A 21,473-nucleotide genomic window follows, 5' to 3' on the forward strand; every position below is an offset into this window, starting at 1 on the left:
GAATAGCAGACAGCAAAAAAACTGGCATTTACGCCAGTTTTTTGTTTATGATCCAACTTGTCCAGGTACGCTGCTCGTACGATTCGTTGGATGGATATTGTTGTTATTATCGTTCGCAGATGTTGAACTTGTTGAAGTCTGTGAGCTGTTTACTGAAGAAGTCGTGTCCCCTGTCACTTCATCACTTGCTTCTTTCACTTTACCGCCTATATCCTTCAATTCCTCTGCCGCTTCCTTTGTTGTAGCGATAATTTCTGAAGAATCTTCCTTTACTTGATTCACTTGATCGATTACATCATCATTCACCTTTTCATAAAGGTTCTGTGCGTCGTTGATCGCATCCTTTAATACAGTGGAAGCCGTTTTAAGGCGATCCTGCCAGTCGTTCACAACTCCCGACGGATTCTCCCTTACCTTTGCCACCATCCCCATTGTGGAGTCCTTCACATTGGTCGTTCTTGATGAAACTCTTTTTCTCGTTGTTTTATCAAGCATAGCCAGTGCGCCGCCTACTACAGCTCCCACCACCATGCCTTTTAGCAACTTACCATTCTTCTCACCGGAAGTGCCGTTCATTGCAGTCGTATTAGTCGTATTGCTCGTTTGAGTATTATAAGGTACAGTCTGTGTCATGAATCGTTCCTCCTAATTTACTTTAAATAAATTTTATTCTTACAGAGTAAATTCCCTCTATCACAGAAAATAAACACTTGGGAGGGAATTACCAAAAATTATTAGAAATCCCATTCCGAAAACATCAATCGGGGCAAATAAAAAAGAACCCTGTATAACAGAGTCCTTTCCCTTCTACAGCTTATTCAATTCATTCTCAGTAATATTCCAATGTGAAGCATTCCAGCCCGGTTTTCCTTCAATAAACAAGAAGGCTTGGGGTGATTCATGCTTGATGCCGTATTTTTCGGCAATATGATTGGATAGCTCCCTTGACTCTTGAACGGCTAAATAGTAGCCGTCTTCCTCTTCATGCTTGTTCAAGAAGGCCTGGTATTCGTTGAAAGCATTTGAGCTCACCGGGCAGGTTAAGCTGTGCTTCATAAAAAAGAAGCGGGAATTCGTTTCGGAAAGCTGTTCAAACTCTTGAACGGTTTCAATCTTTTGCATATCATTCATACTCCTTTACTTAAAAATGTGCATTATTAATTTGCCGGAGACAGACGTGTCTCTTAGCATTTTTATTCCAACAAAAAAACGGTGAAGTAATCATATCACTTCACCGCCCTTGGAATCAATTATTATTGTTTGTATGTTTTTTCAGTTTCGTCAAATGCCTTTTTTGTTTCTTCGAGCTTTTGATTCACATCTTCTGTCTCTTCCACAGGTGTTGTTTCACCCACAGCAACAGCTTGAAGTTCATCGTTTGTTTCTTGTAGCTCGTTATTATTTGAGCGGTATGTTTTCAGCTTTCCAACGACATTGTTGGATTGCTCCTGTACTGATTTTGAAAGTGCAGATGATTTTTCTTTTGCTACTGCAGCAAGCTCATTGCTCTTTTCTACAGCCGTGTCTTTCCACTGACCTGTCTTTTCTTTCAGCACGCCAGCCTGCTCATTGATATCATGGCGAAGGTCTTTACCGGATTTAGGAGCCAGAAGAAGAGCTGATGCCGCCCCTACGATTCCTCCGATCAGTGTTCCGATCATGAAGTCCTTTGAATTGATGTTGTTGCTGTCATTTGTTTGGTTCTGGTTCTGGTTCTGATTTTGATTGTACTGTTGTGTCATGTTTAAAATTCCCCTCTCTAATTGTTATAAGATCTTGCTCTTTTAATCAATTTTTCTCGAGATCGAACTTCTTTGGATGCTTGGTTATGAACAGCTGCATCAGGTTGACTTGGCTGTTTTCCCTGTTTTTGTTTCCATTTGTCCTTTAACTCGATAAAGGCATTTCCCCACTGAACCACCTGTGAAATCTTCCCTTGATTGCGTTCAAGTTCAGTTGAAATGGAAGTACTTACTTTTTTAACCGAGTTATTAAGGTTCTGGATGGAATGCCCTACATCTCTTACTGCATAAACAACAGTGTTCAGATCCTCAGATTTCTTCTGGATATCCTCGGCTAATAAATTTGTTTTATGTAGTAATTCAGTAGACTCTTTGGTTACTCCCTGAAGCTGACCCTCTAGACCCGTCAATGTCGTCGAAACACTGTCAAGGGTAGAGCCTAAAGACTTCAAGGTCTTCATGACACTCATAACTAAAATAAAAAATGCAACTGCTATCACAGCCACGCTTAGATAAAGAATGATTTCCATATGCCACACCTCCATGTATAGAGATTCTTTACCCTTATCATAAACAAATAAACATTATACTAGTATTTCTTCTTTTCCCTTGAATTCTCCTGCATGAAAAAATAAAAATATTTCTTGTTTTAGCATTTCTCATTTTGTTTCTTTCATCCATTAATAAATGTTTTAGGGTACAATAAAATGGACTATACAAAAGGGGGAAGATAATTTGAAAGACCCACGCATAGAAAAACTGGCAAAAAATTTAATTCAATATTCCGTTCAGTTACAACCTGGAGAGAAAGTATTGATTGAAAACTTCGGTTTGCAACGGGAACTGGTGACGGCACTCGTAAAAGAAGCATATGCAGCCGGGGGATATCCTTTCGTATCCATTAAGGATCACGCAGTCGACCGCGCATTATTGATGGGGGCACAAGAAGAACAATACAATATGATCGCAAGCTTCGAGGCGAATGTCATGGAGCAGGTGGATGCGTATATCGGTTTGCGTGCAGGTGATAATATCAGCGAGCAATCGGATGTACCTGACGAAAAAATGAAGATTCATGGAAATACGATCGGTAAAAAAGTACATAGAGAAATTCGCGTCCCTAAGAAAAAATGGGTCGTCCTGCGCTATCCGACTTCGTCCATGGCACAGCTTGCCAATATGAGTACAGAAGGCTTCGAAAACTTCTACTTCGACGTCTGCAACCTGGACTACAGCAAAATGGACAAAGCCATGGATAACCTGGTTGAGCTCATGAACCATACGGATAAAGTCCGCCTTGTCGGAGAAGGGACGGACCTTACATTCTCCATCAAGGACATTCCTGCAGTGAAATGTGCGGGACGCCTGAACATTCCCGATGGAGAAGTATACAGTGCACCTGTAAAAGATTCAGTAAATGGAATCATTTCCTACAATACACCGTCACCTTATAATGGATTTACCTTCGAAAACGTGAAATTGACATTCAAAGAAGGTAAGATTGTAGAGGCCACTGCAAACGATACAGACCGAATCAATAAAATCTTTGATACGGATGAAGGGGCAAGATACGTAGGAGAATTCGCCATTGGTGTGAACCCGTACATCCAGCATCCGATGCAGGATATCCTCTTTGACGAAAAGATTGATGGCAGCTTCCACTTTACACCGGGCGAATGCTACGAAGAAGCTTACAATGGAAACCACTCGAATATTCACTGGGATATGGTGATGATCCAGCGTCCTGAGTATGGCGGCGGAGAAATCTATTTTGATGATGTGTTGATTCGAAAAGATGGACGGTTTGTCATTGAAGAACTTGAAGTGCTGAATCCGGAGAATTTGAAATAACAATGAAGAGTCACTGTCATGAATCATGACGGTGACTTTTTTGTTTGAGGGTGCAAGAAAGATAGTGTGTCAGATATTCTCCTGCTGAATAACTTCCAAATTTCAACTGTTGATTTTCGCATCATATTCTCCTGCTGAATATCCCTCTTTTTTTAACAGGTGAATTTCTACAAATATTCACCTGTCAAACCAACCTCAAAACAAAAAAACCGGCTCCCAAAGAACCGGTTTTTCCACATTAATTTTCTGCTACCTGTTCCTTCAGCGTTTTTTCATACGCTTGTTGGAACTTTTGTACATCTCCTGCCCCCATGAAAATCAGCACTGCGTCTTCATGTTTAAGTAAAGCAGTCGTATCTTGTTCATCTATAATCTCGCATCCTTCAATCTTGCTTCCAAGATCGTTAATCGAAAGTTTCCCATGATTTTCACGTGCGGAACCGAAAATTTCACATAAGTACACTTTGTCTGCAAGACTTAGGGTTTCTGCAAACTCAGAAAGGAAGGTTTGCGTACGTGTAAATGTGTGAGGCTGGAAGACAGCGATAATTTCTTTTTCAGGATATTTCTGTCTTGCCGAATCTACGGTTGCTTTGATTTCAGTCGGATGATGAGCGTAGTCATCGATCAGGATTTGATTGCCCACTTCTTTTTCAGAAAAACGGCGTTTAACCCCTTTGAATGAGCTTAATCTCTCCTGGACGATGGCTGTATCAAGCTCTTCGTAATGGCAGATGGCAATGACGGATAAAGCATTCATGATGTTATGGTCACCGAATGTAGGGATTTTGAATGCCGCATAAAATTCATTACGGACAAACACATCGAATGAAGTGCCGGTTCTGTCCCTTGTTACGTTTCTCGCCTGGAAGTCGTTCTCCTCAGCGAAGCCATAAAATACGACTGGCACTTGAGCCTGGATTTTCTGTAACTGTTCGTCATCTCCACATGCAATGATTCCCTTTTTCACTTGCATTGCCATCTCCTGGAAGGCAGAGAAAACGTCGTCCACATTGGCAAAATAATCGGGATGATCGAAATCAATATTTGTCATGATGGCATAGTCAGGAAAATAAGACAAGAAGTGACGGCGATATTCGCACGCTTCAAAGACAAAGTATTGAGCATCCACTTCCCCTTTCCCTGTTCCATCCCCGATCAGGAAGGATGTTGGCTTTGCGCCACTGATGACATGTGCCAATAATCCGGTTGTAGACGTTTTTCCGTGTGCACCGGTTACCGCTACACTTGTAAATTTCTGCATGAAGTCTCCAAGAAATTTATGATATCTAGTGAGGGGCAGACCTTGCTCTACAGCTGCCTGAATTTCTTCATGTGTATCTGGAAATGCATTTCCTGCGATCACATGCATATCCCCTCCGATGTTTTCTTTTTGGAAAGGGAGAATTTTAATATTTGATTCATCCAGAGCTTTCTGAGTAAAGAAATATTTATCTACGTCAGATCCTTGGACCTCGTAGCCCATATCGTGGAGTATTTGGGCTAACGCACTCATGCCCGACCCCTTAATTCCTACGAAATGATATATAGTCATAATAGAACCTCCAACAATCGTCTATCTAAAAGCATTATATGAAATGAATATTATTTTGCTATCTGTCTTTAGCTTTTGATATTGAGTATAGAAAAAAGCGAACTTCCTTCAACTTGAAACATTATATCATTTTTTAAAATCCCTGACCATGCACAAGCTACGAAAGACTGGAGATCATGAAGTTTGGCGCTTCTTCTTTTAAATAGGTTCTCCATAATACCCCAGTTTTTTGATTCATTTGACCATAATGATTTTTCATATCTATTAAAATTTCCTTTGATTCAACGGGGAAAACAGGACCTAAGATCCACTGATGGGTTACTAATGGGACTTTTCTCATGAAATAGACCCCACCCTCAACGATTCCCTTTTCTTTACAACCAAGGTTTGTTTTAACAGAAACTTCATCATCCTGAATCACATTTTGACAAGTAAGGATACTGTGTTCATTCTGGGTATCGATTTTTCTAATGATGACGGGTTCCCACGCTGCAGTCAGTACGATGGCACCAAGCAGTTTGACCGATTCATGCAGGGAATGGGACTGAAGGAATTGAAAGAACAGAGTTTGGCCTTTAATGGTCTTATAATCAAACAAAAACCATTCATGAAAAAGCTTATCGACTTCTCCATCCGCTTGCATCTCATCCTGTAATAGGAAACGTTTAGAGAAAATCATCTTGGCCCGTACCTTTTCTCTGATATTCGTTTCCTTTAAAGCGTACACGGACGCTTTTCTATAGAGGCCCTGTATATGTTCCTCGGCCATTCCCTGCTTTTTTTGTCTATATTGCTCTAGATTTAAAAGGCTTTCTGGTTCTTGCATCCTCTCACCTATTCGAATTCTACTTTTTCCAGGCGGGGGTTTGGACGGAGCTTTCTTCCTGCCTTCGCTTCAGGGGAACCGTCAATTACGACGTTATCTCCTGTAAACCCGACATGGATCTTAAGAAGGCTGCTTCCCACTCCATACATATCGACTGGAACCTGATTTTCCTCAAACTGGCGGATACGATCTTCGTTAAATCCACCTGACACCACAATCTTGACGTGGTGGAACCCCTCTTCATCCAAGGCATGTCTTAATGCATTAATCAGTTGCATGTTAACTCCCCGGGGATCAAATGTTCCAAGCACATGTTGATTACGCAGGAAGTATTTATCGATCATCATTCGTGATGTATCTACCCTTACCCCTTTTAATTCAGGGCCAAACTCCCGTGCTACCTTTAATGAGTCTGTAATGGCATCATTATTGTAGTCTACCAGGGCAATGAGCTCGTCTTCAGGAAATGTTTCCTGATAAGCTTTCGTGGCTTCCACGATATCGCCATTGAATAATTGGATCAGGGCGTGGGGCATGGTTCCCATCCCTTTCTTTCCCCACCATTCGTTCATGGCATGGGTAGCCTGAGCTGTGGATCCCCCGATAAAGGCTGCATATCCATCCCCGGCCTGCTGGGTAAAGTGATCATCCCGATCCCCCATGAAGATGACGGGCTTTTGTTTGCCTGAAATAGAGGCAGCCTTCATGACATTATAGACACTCGTCGCCACTGACGTTCTTCTTGCCAGGATGCCATCTATGATTCCTTCTAAATAACCAAAATCCTGGTAACGACCCTTGATGGTGAGAACCGTTTCAAAGGGTGAGATTTGATCTCCATCTTTTAAGGAATGGATTTCAAGATTTTCCGGATTATCAGCGAAACTATGCAGAAGTGCAATCACTTCATCCGTTCCGCAGATAACGGCATGGTTCTTTTGGAAGAATTGCATGGTGACAAAGGCATCCGGTTTATACTTTTTGGCAATTTCCTTCGTTTTCAAAAAATAAACCGCTGAAAACCAGCCGTCCTTGATTCTTTCGTCAAACTTAAATGTATGATTGGTCAATCTGTTGAGTTTTCCTTGAAGTTTCAATTCTATTTCTTTCATCATTAAAGCTCCTTATGGCTCTTCCTACATAAAAATAGGTATTCTGTTTACTGAATCCTAAAAGGACACATATAAACAGAATACCATGTATTAAATGATTCTACTAGTCTATGCCAGAGTCTCCAATTCACTTTCCGAAATCAGGACATCCCTTGGTTTACTGCCTCTGGACTCTGAAATGATTCCATTACTCTCCATCATTTCCATCAATCTCGCCGCCCGGTTATAGCCGATTCTGAATCTGCGCTGCAAGGCCGAGGCAGAGGCACCTCCCTGGTCGACGACAAACTCACAGGCTTCTAAAAATAATTCATCTTCTTCCTCGGTAACCTGTGCTTTCTTGATCAATTCATCCTGTTGGAAGAGATAATCCGGCTCTCTTTGCTCTCTTACATGGTTGATGATGTCATCGATTTCGTCATCTGACACGAAGGTTCCCTGCAAGCGGACCGGTTTTGATGAACCATTTTCCAGGAAGAGCATATCTCCCTTACCAAGAAGCCTCTCCGCACCGCTTCCATCAATGATCGTCCTTGAATCGACGCTTGATGATACGGAAAACGCCACTCGTGTCGGTACATTGGCTTTGATCAAGCCTGTAATGACATCGACTGAAGGCCGTTGGGTCGCAATAATCAGGTGAATCCCACATGCACGGGCCTTCTGGGCGATCCGGCATATCGCTTCTTCAACATCTGCAGGCGACATCATCATCAAGTCAGCTAACTCATCAATGACGATGACTAAATACGGCAGCATATCGCTGTATTGTTTATTCCGTTTGGCCAGTTCATTGAAGCGTTTAATATCCCTTACACCTGTATGAGCGAATAATTCGTATCTTCTTTCCATTTCCTCGACAGCCCATTTAAGAGCTGCAGTAGCTGCCTTCACATCTGTTATGACCGGACTGACGAGATGTGGAATCCGGTTATAGGGAGCAAGCTCTACCATCTTCGGATCAATAAGAAGCATCTTCAATTCATCGGGTGATGCTTTGTACAAGAGACTCACCAGTATCGAGTTGATACACACACTTTTTCCCGATCCAGTAGCACCGGCGATGAGTCCATGTGGCATTTTACTTAAATCAGTCACGATCGGCTGTCCGGAAATATCGAGACCAAGAGCTGCGGTCAGAGGGGAAGTTGGCTCTTGAAACTCAGGACTTGCAATCACTTCACTAATGCAGACAGGACGGCTCTCCCGGTTAGGCACTTCAATACCAATCGTATGCTTACCGGGAATAGGGGCTTCCATTCGAATATCCCTTGCAGCCAGGCTCAGCTTAATATCATCTGATAGATTGGTAATCTTATTCACCTTCACTCCAGGTTCCGGCTGAACCTCGAACCTCGTAACGGATGGACCTTGTGTGACATTCACCACTTTGGCCCTTACGTTAAAGTTATGAAGGGTTTCGTCCAGTAATATTCTTTGGGAATCGAGCCACTCTTCGCTCATTTCCTTTGATACAGGAGGCATTAGATAATCCATTTCAGGAAAGACATAGTCTCTTGTCCTTTTGGAAGATGAGCTTAATTCGCTGTAACTCTTTACCGCCTCTTCTCCTTGAACAGAACTTTGCTCGGACGCTTTTTGTTCAGGATGATGAGTGGATGTCGCTTCTTCCACTTTTTCTTGCTTTACTTCACGTACAGGTTGTTCCCTCTTCCCGGGTTCTGCTTCAATCTGGGTTAATGTTTCGCCCTCACTTTCCTTGCGGGTGGGAGTCGAATCATTAAGAGCTGATCGTTTTCGCGAATCTAACTGTCGCTTATCCTGTTTCAGCATCAATACGTTAAAAGGAAGGTGAGACCTCTTTCGTCTCTGAGGTTCTTCCTCCCTCGGCGCATGTTGGGAACGGGCAGGTTCTGACTTTTCTTCTACTCGTTTCTCCTCACTCGTGGATTCACTTTGTACAACGGGTTCTTGAACCGGTTTCTCTTGGACCTGTGTCTCTTGAACAGGATGAACGGGTTCCTGGACTTGTTCTTCATTTTCCGGCGCAGAATGGACGGGTTGTTGTGGCTCTTCTTGCACAGAGTGATTAATAAGCTCTTTCTCTTTATGTGATGAAAACTCTGGTGCTGGTTGCTCCGTTTCAGATATAAGTGAAACACGTTCATTTGGCTTCTGGGAAACTTCTTCGGTGAGCTCCACTTTTTGATCTGGATCTTCAACTGGAGTGGTTTCATTGATGTCTTCAGACTCAACCATTAGCGTATCTTCAATCAGAGATTCTTCACGTTTTTCTTCCGGGAAATTCATCATCATCCCAACAGGTTCATCGTAAATAGGCTTTTCCGATTCAGTCGTTTCAACTTCGACAATGGATGCTGATTCATTTTCCACAGGAATTGAATTCTCTACTACAGATAGAGCCTCATGATCAGTCACAGCTTCTTTGCTCTCTTCTTCTTCTTTATGTAAAAATTTCTTAAGCTCGTACTCTACCTGGTCTTCTTTTTTTACCGGTCGTCCTCTAAAACCATAAATAGGCGAAGGGATTTCCGTAGGGGTGAACGGCCTGCTGTTTCCTTTTTCCACTTTAGGAGATTTCTTCGGTTGGACTTTAGCCGCCGGTTTTTCTTCTTTCCACTTTCTATTTTTAGAAGAGTGGTCCTGATTCTTATGTTTTTGTTCCTTAGCTGGCTCTTCCTTTTCCTGACTTCTTCGATTTCTATTCGTTCGTGGACGATCTATGTTTTCTCCATCCGATATGAGGGGAAAGCGAAAGGTCCCTTTAGGATATTGATACGTCATCCTTGCTTCTACATCACGTGAATGATTGGGCCCTACTATATTTTTACGTTCAGTCTTTTTACGTTCAACATGCTGAACTTCATCATTAGTTTCATCATAGTACTCTTCTAATTGATCATCATTATCTGATAATTTACCAAATATTTTTTTAATCCAGCTCACAAACATCACTCTTTCTTTCATACTTATTATTATTTTATCAGTTAAAGAGAAAAATTCGAGTCCTTTCGATAGAATAAGAGAATTGTTAAAGGATTGTGTCGAAATAAAAATAGGTGTAAAGAGAATGTAATACGTTTTGGAAGGTAACTTTCGGTACTTTGTTGCCTAAGCGAGTAGTGGTTGATTTCCGCTCCAGGTGCTCGCTTTCCGCGGGGCGTGAGTTGAGCCTCCTCGGGCTTTGCCCTGCGGGGTCTCAACTTTCCCGCTATTCCCGCAGGAGTCGAGCACCTTCCGCTCCAATCAACTTATAAAGATCCCTTCATTTTCCAGTAATCAATGAGAAAATCTTAATCAAAAACTACTATGAATAAGTTTCAATAAGTTTTCAATCGTATGACCTCTAACATTAATAAAAACAAAAATACCTGAGCCCACACTCCGGACTCAGGTATATATTTTTAAGCTGTGAATGGTTGACCCACTTGGTAAGTGTCTTCAAGAACGAGGATTCCTTTTTCTTGAGGAGCATCAGGAAGTGCCAGTTCTTTGGCAGAACAAATCATGCCTGATGATGCCACTCCGCGAAGTTCTGCATCTTTGATGACCATTCCGCTTGGCATGACAGCTCCAACTTTCGCAACAACGACTTTTTGTCCTTTGTCAACGTTAGGAGCACCACACACGATTTGCAGGGTTTCATCCCCAACATCCACGGTACAAATGTTCAATTTATCTGCATTTGGATGCTTTTCTTTTTCAGACACAAATCCTACCACGAATTTTGGTGAAAAGTCTGCTTCCAATACATCATCGAAACCGTTCTTCTTGATGGCTTCATTGATCAATTGGAGCTTCTCTTCATTCATTTCGACAGGTCCCACTTCACTTAAATCCATATACTTTGATGCATGGAATAGGTTATATCCAAGTGTTTTCCCTGTTTTCTCATCATACAAACGTGCAGCGTCTTCTTTTCTTTCGTGTAGAACTTCTCCTTCAAACCCCGGTTCCATTGTAACGATCAGGGTATCACCAATACCTTCTAAGTTATAAAATACGTTCATTATTTCTTCTCCCTTTCCTTTTTGCGGTTTTTTGCCAAAATGAAGATCGGTTCCAGTTCCCCTTCTTCATACACAAAGGATAGTGCCGTAATCGGAACATTTCCTGTCGTAAAGAAGCTCATCGTCAATTGGGCAAGAACATCATAGCCCGTTTCATTACGAATATCCCCGATGACCAAAACATCCTGATGAGGTACGGATACAGTCATTTCACCCTGAACATCCTTGCTTACCTGTTTTAAGAATGCATCATTCAAAATACGACTTGCATCATATCCATCATTATTATTTAGAAAATAGAAGATGTTTCCTGCCACTTCATCCTTCTTCATTTCAGTTGGTAGGCTTCTGACATTGAATAAGGCGGTCTCCTTCATTTGCTCGTGAGACCATCCTTCATCCTTTAGCATATTTTCATCTAATAGGCGGTAGGTTTTCCCAAGGTCAACAGCATAATAGATCCGTGTTTCAGCTGTATGATCATCTGTAACGAGGGCAACCCCTTCATTGGATTCGGTGGCAAAAGAAGTGGAACGGATCACTGGAAACACCTTTTTCTCTTTGTTCCCAAGATCTGCTCCGGTACCCATTACGTTTAAAGCTTCTTCCACGTAATAAACCACTTCATCGATAATGGACTTATTGTTTTCTTTCCATTTGGATACAATCGGTGGCAGGGCAACGGTAATCCCTTTTTTTGTATCGCTGTTCTCAATTCTCAGTGAATCCTTATCTCGATCATATGTAAACGTACGATTCGGTTTCTCTAATCGTTCCTGGAGTATACCTTTTAGCTTTTTTATGTCCAAATCTGATCCTCCTTAGGTGGTACTATTATAATAGAAAGTATCGATCCATTTCTTATTCATTCACTTATAACATTTTACATCAAAATGCTTAGAATACAAAAGGAACCTGTTTCATTTAGGCAAAAAAAGGGATCCCAAAATATGGAGATCCCTTTTTCATCCTGTTATGAAGATAAACTGTTCATGAAGTTCTCGATTTGTTCTTTTGTTTTACGGTCCTTATTCACAAATCGTCCAAGCTCACGACCGTCTCCGTATGCCAGAAAGCTTGGAATTCCGAAGATGTCCAATTCAATGCACAGATCAATGAATTGATCTCGATCTACGTATAGGAATGTGTACTCTGGGTATTGGCTCTCGATTTCCGGAAGGATCGGCTCGATGATCCTGCAATCCGGACACCAGTCAGCTGAAAACATAAATACATGCTTACCGCTATCTTTCAACTGGTGAAACTCTTCCACTGTTTCAAGTTTACGCATTTTATTTGCCCCCTGTTTCTATCGTCATTTGATTAGGTTTGATCCAACCTAGTTTACGCATATATTCAGATATTAACAGGCTTATGAATGCAGGTCCAACAAAATGCAACAGCAGGATTCTCAATGTTACATCCCAACTGAATCCCATCGTTTTAAAGGTCATGATTTGACCGACGAATCCGCTCGTTCCCATTCCGGCCCCGGCAGCATTGTTTTCCATCAACCAAATCGTGGTTCCGATGGGTGCGAGTATCATACCCGCAACGGTGGGAGGAATGAGAATACGGGGATTTCGGACAATATTAGGTACTTGAAGCATGGAAGTACCTATTCCCTGAGCCAATAATCCACCTACTTTATTCTCCCTGTAACTGATGACAGCAAATCCTACCATTTGAGCAGCACATCCAATCGTTGCGGCTCCGGCAGCGACTCCATTCAATTCAAGCATAAGGGCAATGGCAGCACTTGATATCGGCGCCGTCAAAGCAAGACCCATGAGGGCAGCCACCAAAACCCCCATGATAATCGGGCGTTGCTCAGTCGCCCAGCTGATCCAACTGCCAAACATGCTCATAAAGTCGGCAATCCCCGGTCCTATAAAGTAAGCTATCGTAAACCCTGAGAAGATGGTGACGAATGGAGTGACAATGATATCCACTTTCGTTGATTTGCTGACAAGCTTACCGATTTCCGTGGATATGACAGCTGCTACATAAGCTCCCGCCGGTCCGCCTAAGCTTGCGCCTGCTGCTCCCGTAACCACCGCAGCAAACAGGACAAGTGGAGGCGCCCCAAGACCAAAGGCAATGGCTGCCCCGATCGCAGGACCCATCAAGCTGATCGCCAGACCGCCCATCTCAATGAAAAATTCACTTAACCCAGGGGAAAAAGGAAGCTGTTCCCCAATCGTCTTAATGATCAATCCGATGATCAGCGAACTGAACAAGCCTAAAGCCATATAGCTTAACGCATCTATGAAATACACCTTTGCAGATAATGTAATGCCTTTACTCTTTAAGAATTCTCTCACGTCGTTTCTCTCCTCTGTGTTAACCTTCTTCCTTTTACTAGTGTAAAGACACTTGTGTATTTTGTCTATATATTTCACCTCTACCCGGCAATCAATTTCCTCCTATTTTCCTTTTAATCAAGAGTACCTATTCACATATAATAAAATTGGCTCTTTTCGCAAAGATTTTTGTTTTTAACATTAAATCTACTTGGGCTCTGTCAATTAGTGTGTGCTGGATGGTGCGGGGAACTGCTCCGCTTTCCGCGGACGTTCGGCCAAGCCTCCTCAGCTTCGCTTCCGGGGTCTTGGCACGCCCGTACTTCCGCAGGAGTCTACGCAGTTCCCCACACCATCTAAAAAAATTTTCGTGACAGAGCTTAAAGGTAGCAAAAAAGACAAACTAAAGAAACAACATATCTTCTACACAAATAATTGGCTTTATAAGAGATGGTTTTTCAAAAATTTTATTATGAATTTTCAGTTTGTAATCTAAGGCAGTCGTAAATTCTGCCCAAGTTCAATTGAAATAGACTTGAATATGTCTAAGAATGAATAACATGCGTTTGATAGATTTCGTTTTCAGCTTTCCATCAAAGTATATTTACAAAAGGAGCTATTTTGTGTTTGTGTATCCTTCATTAGGCAGTTAGAATATAGAAGCACAGAGTGGATTGGAGCGGAAGGCACTTGACTCCTGCGGGAAATAGAGGAAAGGTCGAGACCCCACAGACGGGACGTCGAGGAGGCTCGACTTCCTCCCCGCGGAAAGCAAGTGCCTGGAGCGGAAAGGAACGGTTCCTGTTTTCACACTACCACTCATCTAAAACACAAATTCATTTTTCAGGAAGTTATGCAAAGCCCAAATGTTTACGAAAATAACCTAAAAAAAACCAATTTTCCACATAGGTGGAAAATCGGTTTCTATCGTTATGATTTATGTTTAACTGAAGCTGCCATTTTCATCATCATCTCTGCATGATCTGCCAGATCATCTAATTCCGCCTGTGTCGTTACCTTTGTTCCACCCACTCCAACAATAAGTTCGTATTCTTCCGTATCGGGCAGTTTCTTAATGACATAGTATCCTAAGCGATTGTCCTCTTTAAAAGTCCCGTGTTTCAAGAGATTTTCATTGTCACTAATGGCCATTTGATATAGAAGTTCACTATCCTTATTTTCTTGAGGGTTTGTAAAAAGAATAAAAGTATCAGAGCTTTTTGAAATAATGATATTATTGGGTGATTCTTTTTCTATTTTGGCTCCAAATGGAAGATAAAAATTGATGTTTCCAGCCTCTTCTTTAGCTGCCTCATTTGAGCTTAGTGTGTTCTCCACCACTTTGGCTGTCTCTTCTTTTTCTTGATCGATCGTCGTGTTGCATCCGGCTAAAATAAGCACAAGAACAAAGAAAATGACTGTGTGTTTGATTTTCATCCTATACTTATCCTCCCTTTCATGCTTAGGACCTACGCTTATGATACCCTCACAAAGTCCTATCTGACAACCCTTTCAATCAGAAATCCTGCCTTTTTAATGGGAAAACAGGTTATTTTTAACTCACATAGGGTATTTATGATAAAATGACTAAAAACAGGAAGGTGAAAATCATGGAATTCACAGTGTATCTGGCAGGGGAAATACATAGTTCCTGGAGAAACGAGCTTAAAGAGAAAGCAGAAGAGCTTCGTCTCCCTCTATTTTTCGTCGGTCCAATGGAAAATCACGAACGTTCCGATGCAATCGGGGAAGAAATTCTTGGAAAACAACCAAATAAAATACTTCGCGATGAGGCAGCATCGAGTATTAACAATCTTCGAACAGAGTTACTGATGAAAAAGGCCGATGTGGTGATTGCCTTGTTTGGAGAAAAATACAAACAGTGGAATACTGCTATGGATGCGAGCACCGCCATCACACTCGGAAAGCCTCTTATCCTTATTCGTCCTGAAGATCTGCATCATCCGTTAAAAGAACTTTCAAACAAGTCAAATGTCACCGTGACAAACATAGATCAGGCGATTAAGACGTTATCCTATGTTTTTGAAACAGAATAAAATCATGAAAATAAGCATGCCGTCCAATGTTGACGGCATGCTTATTTTTTATGATCATTACAATATCCCCGGAACTTTTTTACTATTTTAAAATAACTTAATATTGGCAATCTAAAGACATTTTGTGTTATTATTAACAATTTATAAACTTTTTTTGACTTTATGAAAATATTAAAATATTATAGTAAAAGAATAAGGGAGGTAGTAACATGTCATCAATGAATAAACAGAAAATTGTGGATAGTGTCCCTCAAAAAGGTTTCTTTGGACATCCGAAGGGATTATTCACTTTATTCTTCACAGAATTTTGGGAGCGCTTTTCCTACTACGGAATGCGTGCCATCCTCGTATTCTACATGTACTATGAGGTTTCAAAAGGCGGACTGGGCCTGGAGCAAAACACAGCTTTAGCAATCATGTCTATTTATGGTTCACTTGTATATATGTCCGGAGTAATCGGAGGCTGGTTGGCAGATAGAATATTCGGAACTTCGAAAGCCGTCTTCTACGGTGGAATATTCATCATGTTTGGTCATATTGCTTTATCATTTCCAGGAAGTTTAGGCATGTTCTTTGTTTCGATGGTATTGATTGTTGTCGGAACAGGATTATTAAAACCGAATGTTTCAACAGTTGTCGGTGAAATGTACAGCGAAAGTGATACTCGCCGAGATGCAGCTTTCAGTATTTTCTACATGGGTATCAACTTAGGTGCATTCATTGCTCCACTAATTGTCGGTAAGCTTATGGAAACAAAAGGATTCCATTGGGGATTTGCGGTTGCAGCCATCGGAATGTTCTTAGGTCTTGTTGTGTTCATGCTAACAAAGAAAAAGAATCTTGGTCTTGCCGGTACCTATGTTCCAAACCCGCTTGCGCCGGCTGAAAAGAAAAAGTATGGTTTAATCACAGGATTAGTTGTAGTTGGTCTTGCCATCATTTTAGGTATTACGATTCCTGCCGGTCTATTTACATTAAACGTATTCATTAATTTAGTAGGTATCTTCGGTATCGTCGTTCCAACCATTTACTTTATCGTGATGTACTATAGTCCAAAAACAACAGAAACTGAACGCTCAAGAGTCATCGCTTACATTCCATTATTTATTGCAGCGGTTATGTTCTGGGCAATTCAAGAACAGGGTTCAACCATCCTTGCAGTCTACGCAGATAAGCGAACTGACCTGGAATTCATGGGAATCAGCATCTCACCAGCCTGGTTCCAATCGTTAAACCCATTATTTATCATCCTATTAGCTCCAGTATTTGCCTGGATGTGGGTGAAACTTGGTGATCGTCAACCATCGGTTCCGAAGAAGTTTTCATTCGGTCTATTGTTTGCCGGTTTATCCTTCTTAGTGATTCTATTACCTGCATACTTCGGAGGAGAAGATTCACTTGTAAGTCCATTATGGCTTGTGCTTAGCTATTTGATCGTTGTACTTGGTGAGCTATGCTTATCACCAGTCGGTCTTTCAGCGACAACCAAATTAGCTCCGGAAGCTTTCTCTGCTCAAACGATGAGTCTTTGGTTCTTAGCTTCTGCTGCTGCACAGGCGCTGAATGCACAACTTGTCCGTTTCTACACACCAGAAACAGAAACGCTGTACTTTGGGGCAATCGGAGGAATGGCAATCGTATTGAGTATTGCATTATTCCTGCTTTCACCTAAGATTCAGGAGTTTATGAAAGGTGTAAAATAATTGACTTAACCCTCTGAAATTTTTCTAAGGGGTTCCGTTTTGGGAGAGAAAATTACAAATATCATTATAAATAGCAGGCTAATTCGCATATGAATTAGACCTGCTCTATTTATTGTTATAACAATGTTTTCACTCGATTTTGGGTTGATTAGCACTTCGAATAGCACCTTAATTAACAAGTGTACAATAATTATTGTGCAGATAAAAAATGAGATGCTAATTGGGCTGCTAAACGACTTGCCAATCAGCAACCTGTTCTTGCGGAGCTATGAGCAGATACGGTATATGGGAAGATGAAGATTGAGTAACCAGTGATAGAAATAAGCGGAGATTTTACTGTTAGATGCAGACTAGAAGTGGTTTTTGGGGAAAATAAGAGGAGTTTTTCCCTCTATACAAAGCAAAGCTGCCTATTTTCACGTTTTTCGAGTCGAATAAGAGGAATTTCTCCCTCTAATTAAGCTGTTTTCAGTACTATTTGCTAGTTAAGGGGAGTTTTTCCCTCTATAAATCTCAATCAGCAGAGAACCTGCTGTTCACCTATTCAGCGATCGGGGTAATAGAATAAGAAGTTTATAAAAAGCAAAAAACCCGGATCTTTTTGAATCCGGGTTTTTTGCTGTTAAATACAGTGTTATTTCTGCTGCTAATTTGGGTTTTATTTAAGGATTTCCCTCCCTTAACGGAACCCCTTAAAATTTTTCAGAGGGTTTTTTATATAACTGAAGGGATTTACTTTTATCCATCCTGCCTAGCATAAGAAGAACTCCGCTTCAAAACGGAGTTCCATTCTAACTATTAGAAAGAGCCACAGCCACATTTTCTTCTTGGTCTTCTTCTACGGTTATCTTCAGCTCCCAAGACATTGTCATCTCTTCTTCTGCGGCATCTTCTACGATCATCATCATCTCTGCGGTCACGTCTTCTTCTGTCACCAAAAAGCAACTTATTCCAGTCACAGCATCTTCTGTCATCCCGACGGTCATCACGACGACCCCCAACTCGGTCATTACAATAATGGCATCCCATAAATTCTTACCTCCTTAGAAAGAATTTATCAGATAAAATTAAGTCTGATATACTCCATCCTATGAATATCAGGTAGATTTGGTATGGGCCAAGTACCCTCTAAAGGTAAAAGTCTATCGATTATAAGTCCTGCTCTTTGTTTCTTAACTGCCACTGGCCTATTAAGAGCTGAACCACGTGCAGAAACATAGCCTCTCTCGTAATGAGTCCATTCGTAAACACGCCCACTGCGCCTTCTTTTTTTCTTATCCCGATGGTTTGAGTATACTCATCCATCAAGGGTCCAAGCTCTTCCCCGGCTTTTAACTGACTGCTGATTTCTTTAGGAAGAGGGATTCTGGCTCCTCCACCAATGATTTCGTTGCCGCTCCGATCCACGAGTGCCCCCCAGTTACAGACAAACATTCCGTAAAGTGATTCCGTCACTCCTCCTTCAAGACCGATCCCAATATCGCTATCTGTTGCCCGCAGGACGTTCTTGGCCCGGTTTAACGCACCTTCGATGGTCTCTTGATCAGAGATTGGCTGCTCACCTACATTCGAATCTGTTTTGTGACACTCGAACTCGACGTCCTCATAGTGTTCCTCAAAAGCTTGTTTAATGGCTTTCACCTTTGCGGGATTGGTTGTTCCAATTGCTATTTTCAACAAATTAATACCTCATTTCTAAGAGAGAATCACTCCCTTTTTTGTCTCTATAAAAAGACTGTCTCAAGAAGTTCATAAATGAGACAGCCTTTTTGGTCTATTTTTTTAGGAATGTGAATTATCCGTTTGATTTAATGGATTCAATTGTGGCACGGTCACATTGCTTGACTAATTTGACAATCAGTTCTTTCGCAGCCGCATAATCATCTACATGGATCATGGATGCATGTGTGTGAATATACCTTGAACAGATACCAACAACGGCACTTGGGACCCCTTCATTTGACATATGTACTCTTCCGGCATCCGTTCCGCCTTGAGAAACAAAATATTGATAAGGAATGTCATTTGATTCAGCTGTATCAAGAACGAATTCCCTGATGCCTCTGTGGGTAACCATTGAGCGGTCAAGAATGCGAAGGAGAGCACCTTTACCTAATTGGCCAAATTCATTTTTGTCCCCTGACATATCATTTGCCGGACTCGCATCGAGGGCAAAGAAAATATCCGGATTAATCATATTGGCTGCTGTCTGGGCACCGCGTAATCCTACTTCCTCCTGAACCGTGGCTCCGGAATATAGGGTGTTGGGAAGTGTTACCCCTTGCAGCTCTTTTAGCAGCTCAATGGACAATCCGCATCCATAACGGTTATCCCACGCCTTCGCAAGTATTTTTTTCTCATTCGCCATTGGGGTAAACGGACAAATCGGTACGATCTGCTGTCCCGGTTTGATCCCGATTTCCAGTGCATTGTCCCGATCATCAGCACCGATATCAATGAGCATGTTCTTGATTTCCATCGGCTTTCTACGCTGTTCTTCTCCGAGCAGGTGAGGAGGGATGCTTCCGATCACACCTGTAATCGGACCGTTATCCGTTATGATTTGAACACGCTGAGCAAGCATGACCTGACTCCACCAGCCTCCAAGGGTTTGAAAGCGGATCATTCCATTGTCCGTAACAGACGTGACCATAAATCCTACTTCATCCATATGCCCTGCAACCATCACAACAGGATCCTGATCATTGCCTTTTTTCACTCCAAATACCCCGCCCAGACGATCCTGCACGATGTCATCTGAGTATTGAGACAATTGTTCTTTCATAAATTTACGAACCGCATGCTCATTACCGGGTGCTCCCGGCAATTCAGTCAATGTCTTAAAAAGTTCCAACGTATCTTGTTTCATGTCATATGCCCCTTTTATATAAAATCTACTTTATGTATAATCTTATTTTACAGAACTTTCGAACGTCTTACCACCAATTGAGAAGAAAATGAGTTCTCTTTTTTATTACTTCTTTGATAGAATGTACCTATAGATGGAAAATAATCGCGAATTAATGGGGAGATAGCGGGAAGAGCATGCTATCCCTTGCGTGTCAGAGAAACATCAAATACTCATTGCCTGTGGAGGGAATAAAAATGAACTGGAAATCTTTCATGATCGGAATCGGAATCGGAGCAGCAGGAGGATATTTTCTGAAAGAAAAACTGGATGATTCAAGCATGGTTTCTGCCGAAAAAGTATTAAAGGACGTCAAACTTTCATTTAAAAAAGAGGGGAACATCGATGGTTCCTGGATCGGAATGAAGCCCGAAGACTATCAGAAGCACTCGGTCACAACGAAAGTTTATAAAGGTGGCGTATCCAGAAGAAAAGACGGGGAACTGGAGCAATATGAGTTTTTAGCAGATGCGTATACGGGCACCGTTGTGGATGTGTATCCTTTAGCTTAAATAGACTAACCGCATCATAACAAAGGATGATCCCAGGGTCTTGGGACCATCCTTTATTTAGTCATTATTATTTTTCTCTCAGTACGTGATCAACGATTTCTCCATCTGTATTCCACTTGATCCCTCTATAAACTGCATCATGATAGAAAAGGAACCAGTATTCTCCTTCAATCGCTTGATTGATCCACTTATATTTGGCATCGATGGACGTCATCGGATAGTCGTCATAAGCCAGTACCCATAGCGGATTTTTGTGAGCATGAGTAGGCATGATATCTGCCATATGGATGAATTTCTCCCCGTTATGCTCTAGAAGGATAATCGAGTGCCCATCACTGTGACCTCCCGTATGCACCATTGTGATTCCAGGAAGTACTTCCTTTTCTCCTTCGAACGTTTCCACTTGAGATTGAATGCTTTCCCAATTTTCTTTCCAGTATGTATTACGGGAGCGCACATTCGGATTTCTCATTTCATCCCATTCCACTTGGGAGGTGTAAATGGTTGCATTCGGGAATACAGGAACAAGCTTATCCCCCTCATATTTTGTTAAGCCGCAAGCGTGATCGAAATGCATGTGAGTCATTAACACCACATCAATATCATCTGGCTTCAAGCCCAGTGTTTCCAGTGATGCCTCGAGATCCGACTCTTCATGCACACCGTAGTTACGCTTTTGTTTATCATTCAGCTTCCCTTTACCAATACCGGATTCAATTAATACTTTCTTCCCTTCCCATTCGAAAAAGAGCGGATCTGTTCGTAATTCGATTTGATTCAAGTCATTCACGGCATATTTTTTTGACCAAAGAGGCTTTGGGACCACTCCGAACATAGCTCCCCCATCCATGTGAGTGACGCCGCCATTCAGCCAATAGATCGATATATCTCCAACCTTCAACGTTTCCATTT

General features: G+C 41.7%; 21 protein-coding genes. 4 read left to right on the forward strand and 17 right to left on the reverse strand.

Translation table 11 applies throughout. From position 1 onward, the window contains the following. Positions 1-45: 45 nt before the first annotated feature. The 4 genes from DET59_RS11270 to DET59_RS11285 all read right to left on the reverse strand — a co-directional run bounded on the left by DET59_RS11270 (position 46) and on the right by DET59_RS11285 (position 2,272). On the reverse strand, positions 46-633 hold the full coding sequence (locus DET59_RS11270) for a YtxH domain-containing protein (protein ID WP_113969783.1): 588 nt from the start codon (positions 631-633) through the stop codon (positions 46-48). A gap of 174 nt (positions 634-807) precedes the next feature. Then, a complete protein-coding gene (gene ytxJ / locus DET59_RS11275; RefSeq protein WP_113969784.1) occupies positions 808-1,122 on the reverse strand; it encodes a bacillithiol system redox-active protein YtxJ in 315 nt (104 codons plus the stop codon). A gap of 131 nt (positions 1,123-1,253) precedes the next feature. Continuing rightward, on the reverse strand, positions 1,254-1,742 hold the full coding sequence (locus DET59_RS11280) for a YtxH domain-containing protein (RefSeq protein WP_113969785.1): 489 nt from the start codon (positions 1,740-1,742) through the stop codon (positions 1,254-1,256). A gap of 17 nt (positions 1,743-1,759) precedes the next feature. Beyond that, complete coding sequence (locus DET59_RS11285) at positions 1,760-2,272, reverse strand: DUF948 domain-containing protein (protein ID WP_113969786.1); 513 nt, start codon at positions 2,270-2,272, stop codon at positions 1,760-1,762. A 205-nt stretch (positions 2,273-2,477) separates the two neighbouring features. On the opposite strand from DET59_RS11285, the gene DET59_RS11290 reads away from it, so the two are divergent. After that, positions 2,478-3,593 (forward strand): aminopeptidase, encoded by a 1,116-nt coding sequence (locus tag DET59_RS11290; RefSeq protein ID WP_113969787.1) that lies wholly within the window; start codon positions 2,478-2,480, stop codon positions 3,591-3,593. A 238-nt stretch (positions 3,594-3,831) separates the two neighbouring features. Here DET59_RS11290 and murC read toward each other — a convergent pair whose 3' ends face one another. The 9 genes from murC to DET59_RS11335 form a co-directional block, all read right to left on the reverse strand. Continuing rightward, positions 3,832-5,148 carry a UDP-N-acetylmuramate--L-alanine ligase gene (gene murC, locus DET59_RS11295; protein WP_113969788.1) on the reverse strand — a complete coding sequence of 439 codons (1,317 nt, stop codon included), beginning with the start codon at positions 5,146-5,148 and terminating at the stop codon, positions 3,832-3,834. Positions 5,149-5,305: 157 nt separating this feature from the next. Then, a complete protein-coding gene (locus DET59_RS11300; protein WP_113969789.1) occupies positions 5,306-5,974 on the reverse strand; it encodes a hypothetical protein in 669 nt (222 codons plus the stop codon). 8 nt (positions 5,975-5,982) lie between these two features. Further along, a complete protein-coding gene (locus tag DET59_RS11305; protein WP_113969790.1) occupies positions 5,983-7,086 on the reverse strand; it encodes a nicotinate phosphoribosyltransferase in 1,104 nt (367 codons plus the stop codon). Between the two features lie 108 nt (positions 7,087-7,194). After that, a complete protein-coding gene (locus DET59_RS11310; RefSeq protein WP_258549649.1) occupies positions 7,195-10,014 on the reverse strand; it encodes a DNA translocase FtsK in 2,820 nt (939 codons plus the stop codon). Positions 10,015-10,472: 458 nt separating this feature from the next. Further along, on the reverse strand, positions 10,473-11,078 hold the full coding sequence (gene ytpR / locus DET59_RS11315) for a YtpR family tRNA-binding protein (RefSeq protein ID WP_113969792.1): 606 nt from the start codon (positions 11,076-11,078) through the stop codon (positions 10,473-10,475). Further along, a complete protein-coding gene (locus tag DET59_RS11320; RefSeq protein ID WP_113969793.1) occupies positions 11,078-11,887 on the reverse strand; it encodes a DUF1444 domain-containing protein in 810 nt (269 codons plus the stop codon). Before DET59_RS11320 ends, ytpR begins: the two co-directional genes overlap by 1 nt. Before the next feature lie 164 nt (positions 11,888-12,051). Next, entirely contained in the window at positions 12,052-12,369 is a 318-nt protein-coding gene (locus DET59_RS11325) for a thioredoxin family protein (RefSeq protein WP_113969794.1), read from the reverse strand. Between the two features lies 1 nt (position 12,370). Continuing rightward, the gene (locus tag DET59_RS11330) at positions 12,371-13,402 is read right to left on the reverse strand and encodes a PTS sugar transporter subunit IIC (protein ID WP_113969795.1); all 1,032 of its coding nucleotides are present in this window, start codon (positions 13,400-13,402) and stop codon (positions 12,371-12,373) included. Positions 13,403-14,311: 909 nt separating this feature from the next. Continuing rightward, the gene (locus DET59_RS11335) at positions 14,312-14,818 is read right to left on the reverse strand and encodes a hypothetical protein (protein WP_113969796.1); all 507 of its coding nucleotides are present in this window, start codon (positions 14,816-14,818) and stop codon (positions 14,312-14,314) included. 173 nt (positions 14,819-14,991) lie between these two features. Here DET59_RS11335 and DET59_RS11340 point away from each other — a divergent pair, with 173 nt between their 5' ends. Then, the gene (locus tag DET59_RS11340) at positions 14,992-15,438 is read left to right on the forward strand and encodes a YtoQ family protein (protein WP_113969797.1); all 447 of its coding nucleotides are present in this window, start codon (positions 14,992-14,994) and stop codon (positions 15,436-15,438) included. A 209-nt stretch (positions 15,439-15,647) separates the two neighbouring features. Then, positions 15,648-17,141 (forward strand): peptide MFS transporter, encoded by a 1,494-nt coding sequence (locus DET59_RS11345; RefSeq protein WP_113969798.1) that lies wholly within the window; start codon positions 15,648-15,650, stop codon positions 17,139-17,141. A 791-nt stretch (positions 17,142-17,932) separates the two neighbouring features. Here DET59_RS11345 and DET59_RS11350 read toward each other — a convergent pair. The 3 genes from DET59_RS11350 to DET59_RS11360 all read right to left on the reverse strand — a co-directional run bounded on the left by DET59_RS11350 (position 17,933) and on the right by DET59_RS11360 (position 20,010). Beyond that, positions 17,933-18,151 (reverse strand): hypothetical protein, encoded by a 219-nt coding sequence (locus DET59_RS11350; protein ID WP_113969799.1) that lies wholly within the window; start codon positions 18,149-18,151, stop codon positions 17,933-17,935. Between the two features lie 139 nt (positions 18,152-18,290). Continuing rightward, a complete protein-coding gene (locus DET59_RS11355; RefSeq protein WP_309472472.1) occupies positions 18,291-18,821 on the reverse strand; it encodes a DUF84 family protein in 531 nt (176 codons plus the stop codon). A gap of 115 nt (positions 18,822-18,936) precedes the next feature. Beyond that, positions 18,937-20,010 carry a M42 family metallopeptidase gene (locus DET59_RS11360; protein ID WP_113969800.1) on the reverse strand — a complete coding sequence of 358 codons (1,074 nt, stop codon included), beginning with the start codon at positions 20,008-20,010 and terminating at the stop codon, positions 18,937-18,939. A 236-nt stretch (positions 20,011-20,246) separates the two neighbouring features. Here DET59_RS11360 and DET59_RS11365 point away from each other — a divergent pair, with 236 nt between their 5' ends. Beyond that, the gene (locus DET59_RS11365; RefSeq protein WP_113969801.1) at positions 20,247-20,561 is read left to right on the forward strand and encodes a PepSY domain-containing protein; all 315 of its coding nucleotides are present in this window, start codon (positions 20,247-20,249) and stop codon (positions 20,559-20,561) included. A 67-nt stretch (positions 20,562-20,628) separates the two neighbouring features. On the opposite strand, the gene DET59_RS11370 is transcribed toward DET59_RS11365, so the two are convergent. Next, positions 20,629-21,471 (reverse strand): YtnP family quorum-quenching lactonase, encoded by an 843-nt coding sequence (locus DET59_RS11370; protein WP_113969802.1) that lies wholly within the window; start codon positions 21,469-21,471, stop codon positions 20,629-20,631. Between the last annotated feature and the right edge of the window lie 2 nt (positions 21,472-21,473).

Source organism: Rossellomorea aquimaris, assembly GCF_003315075.1.
GTDB lineage: Bacteria > Bacillota > Bacilli > Bacillales > Bacillaceae_B > Rossellomorea > Rossellomorea aquimaris_C.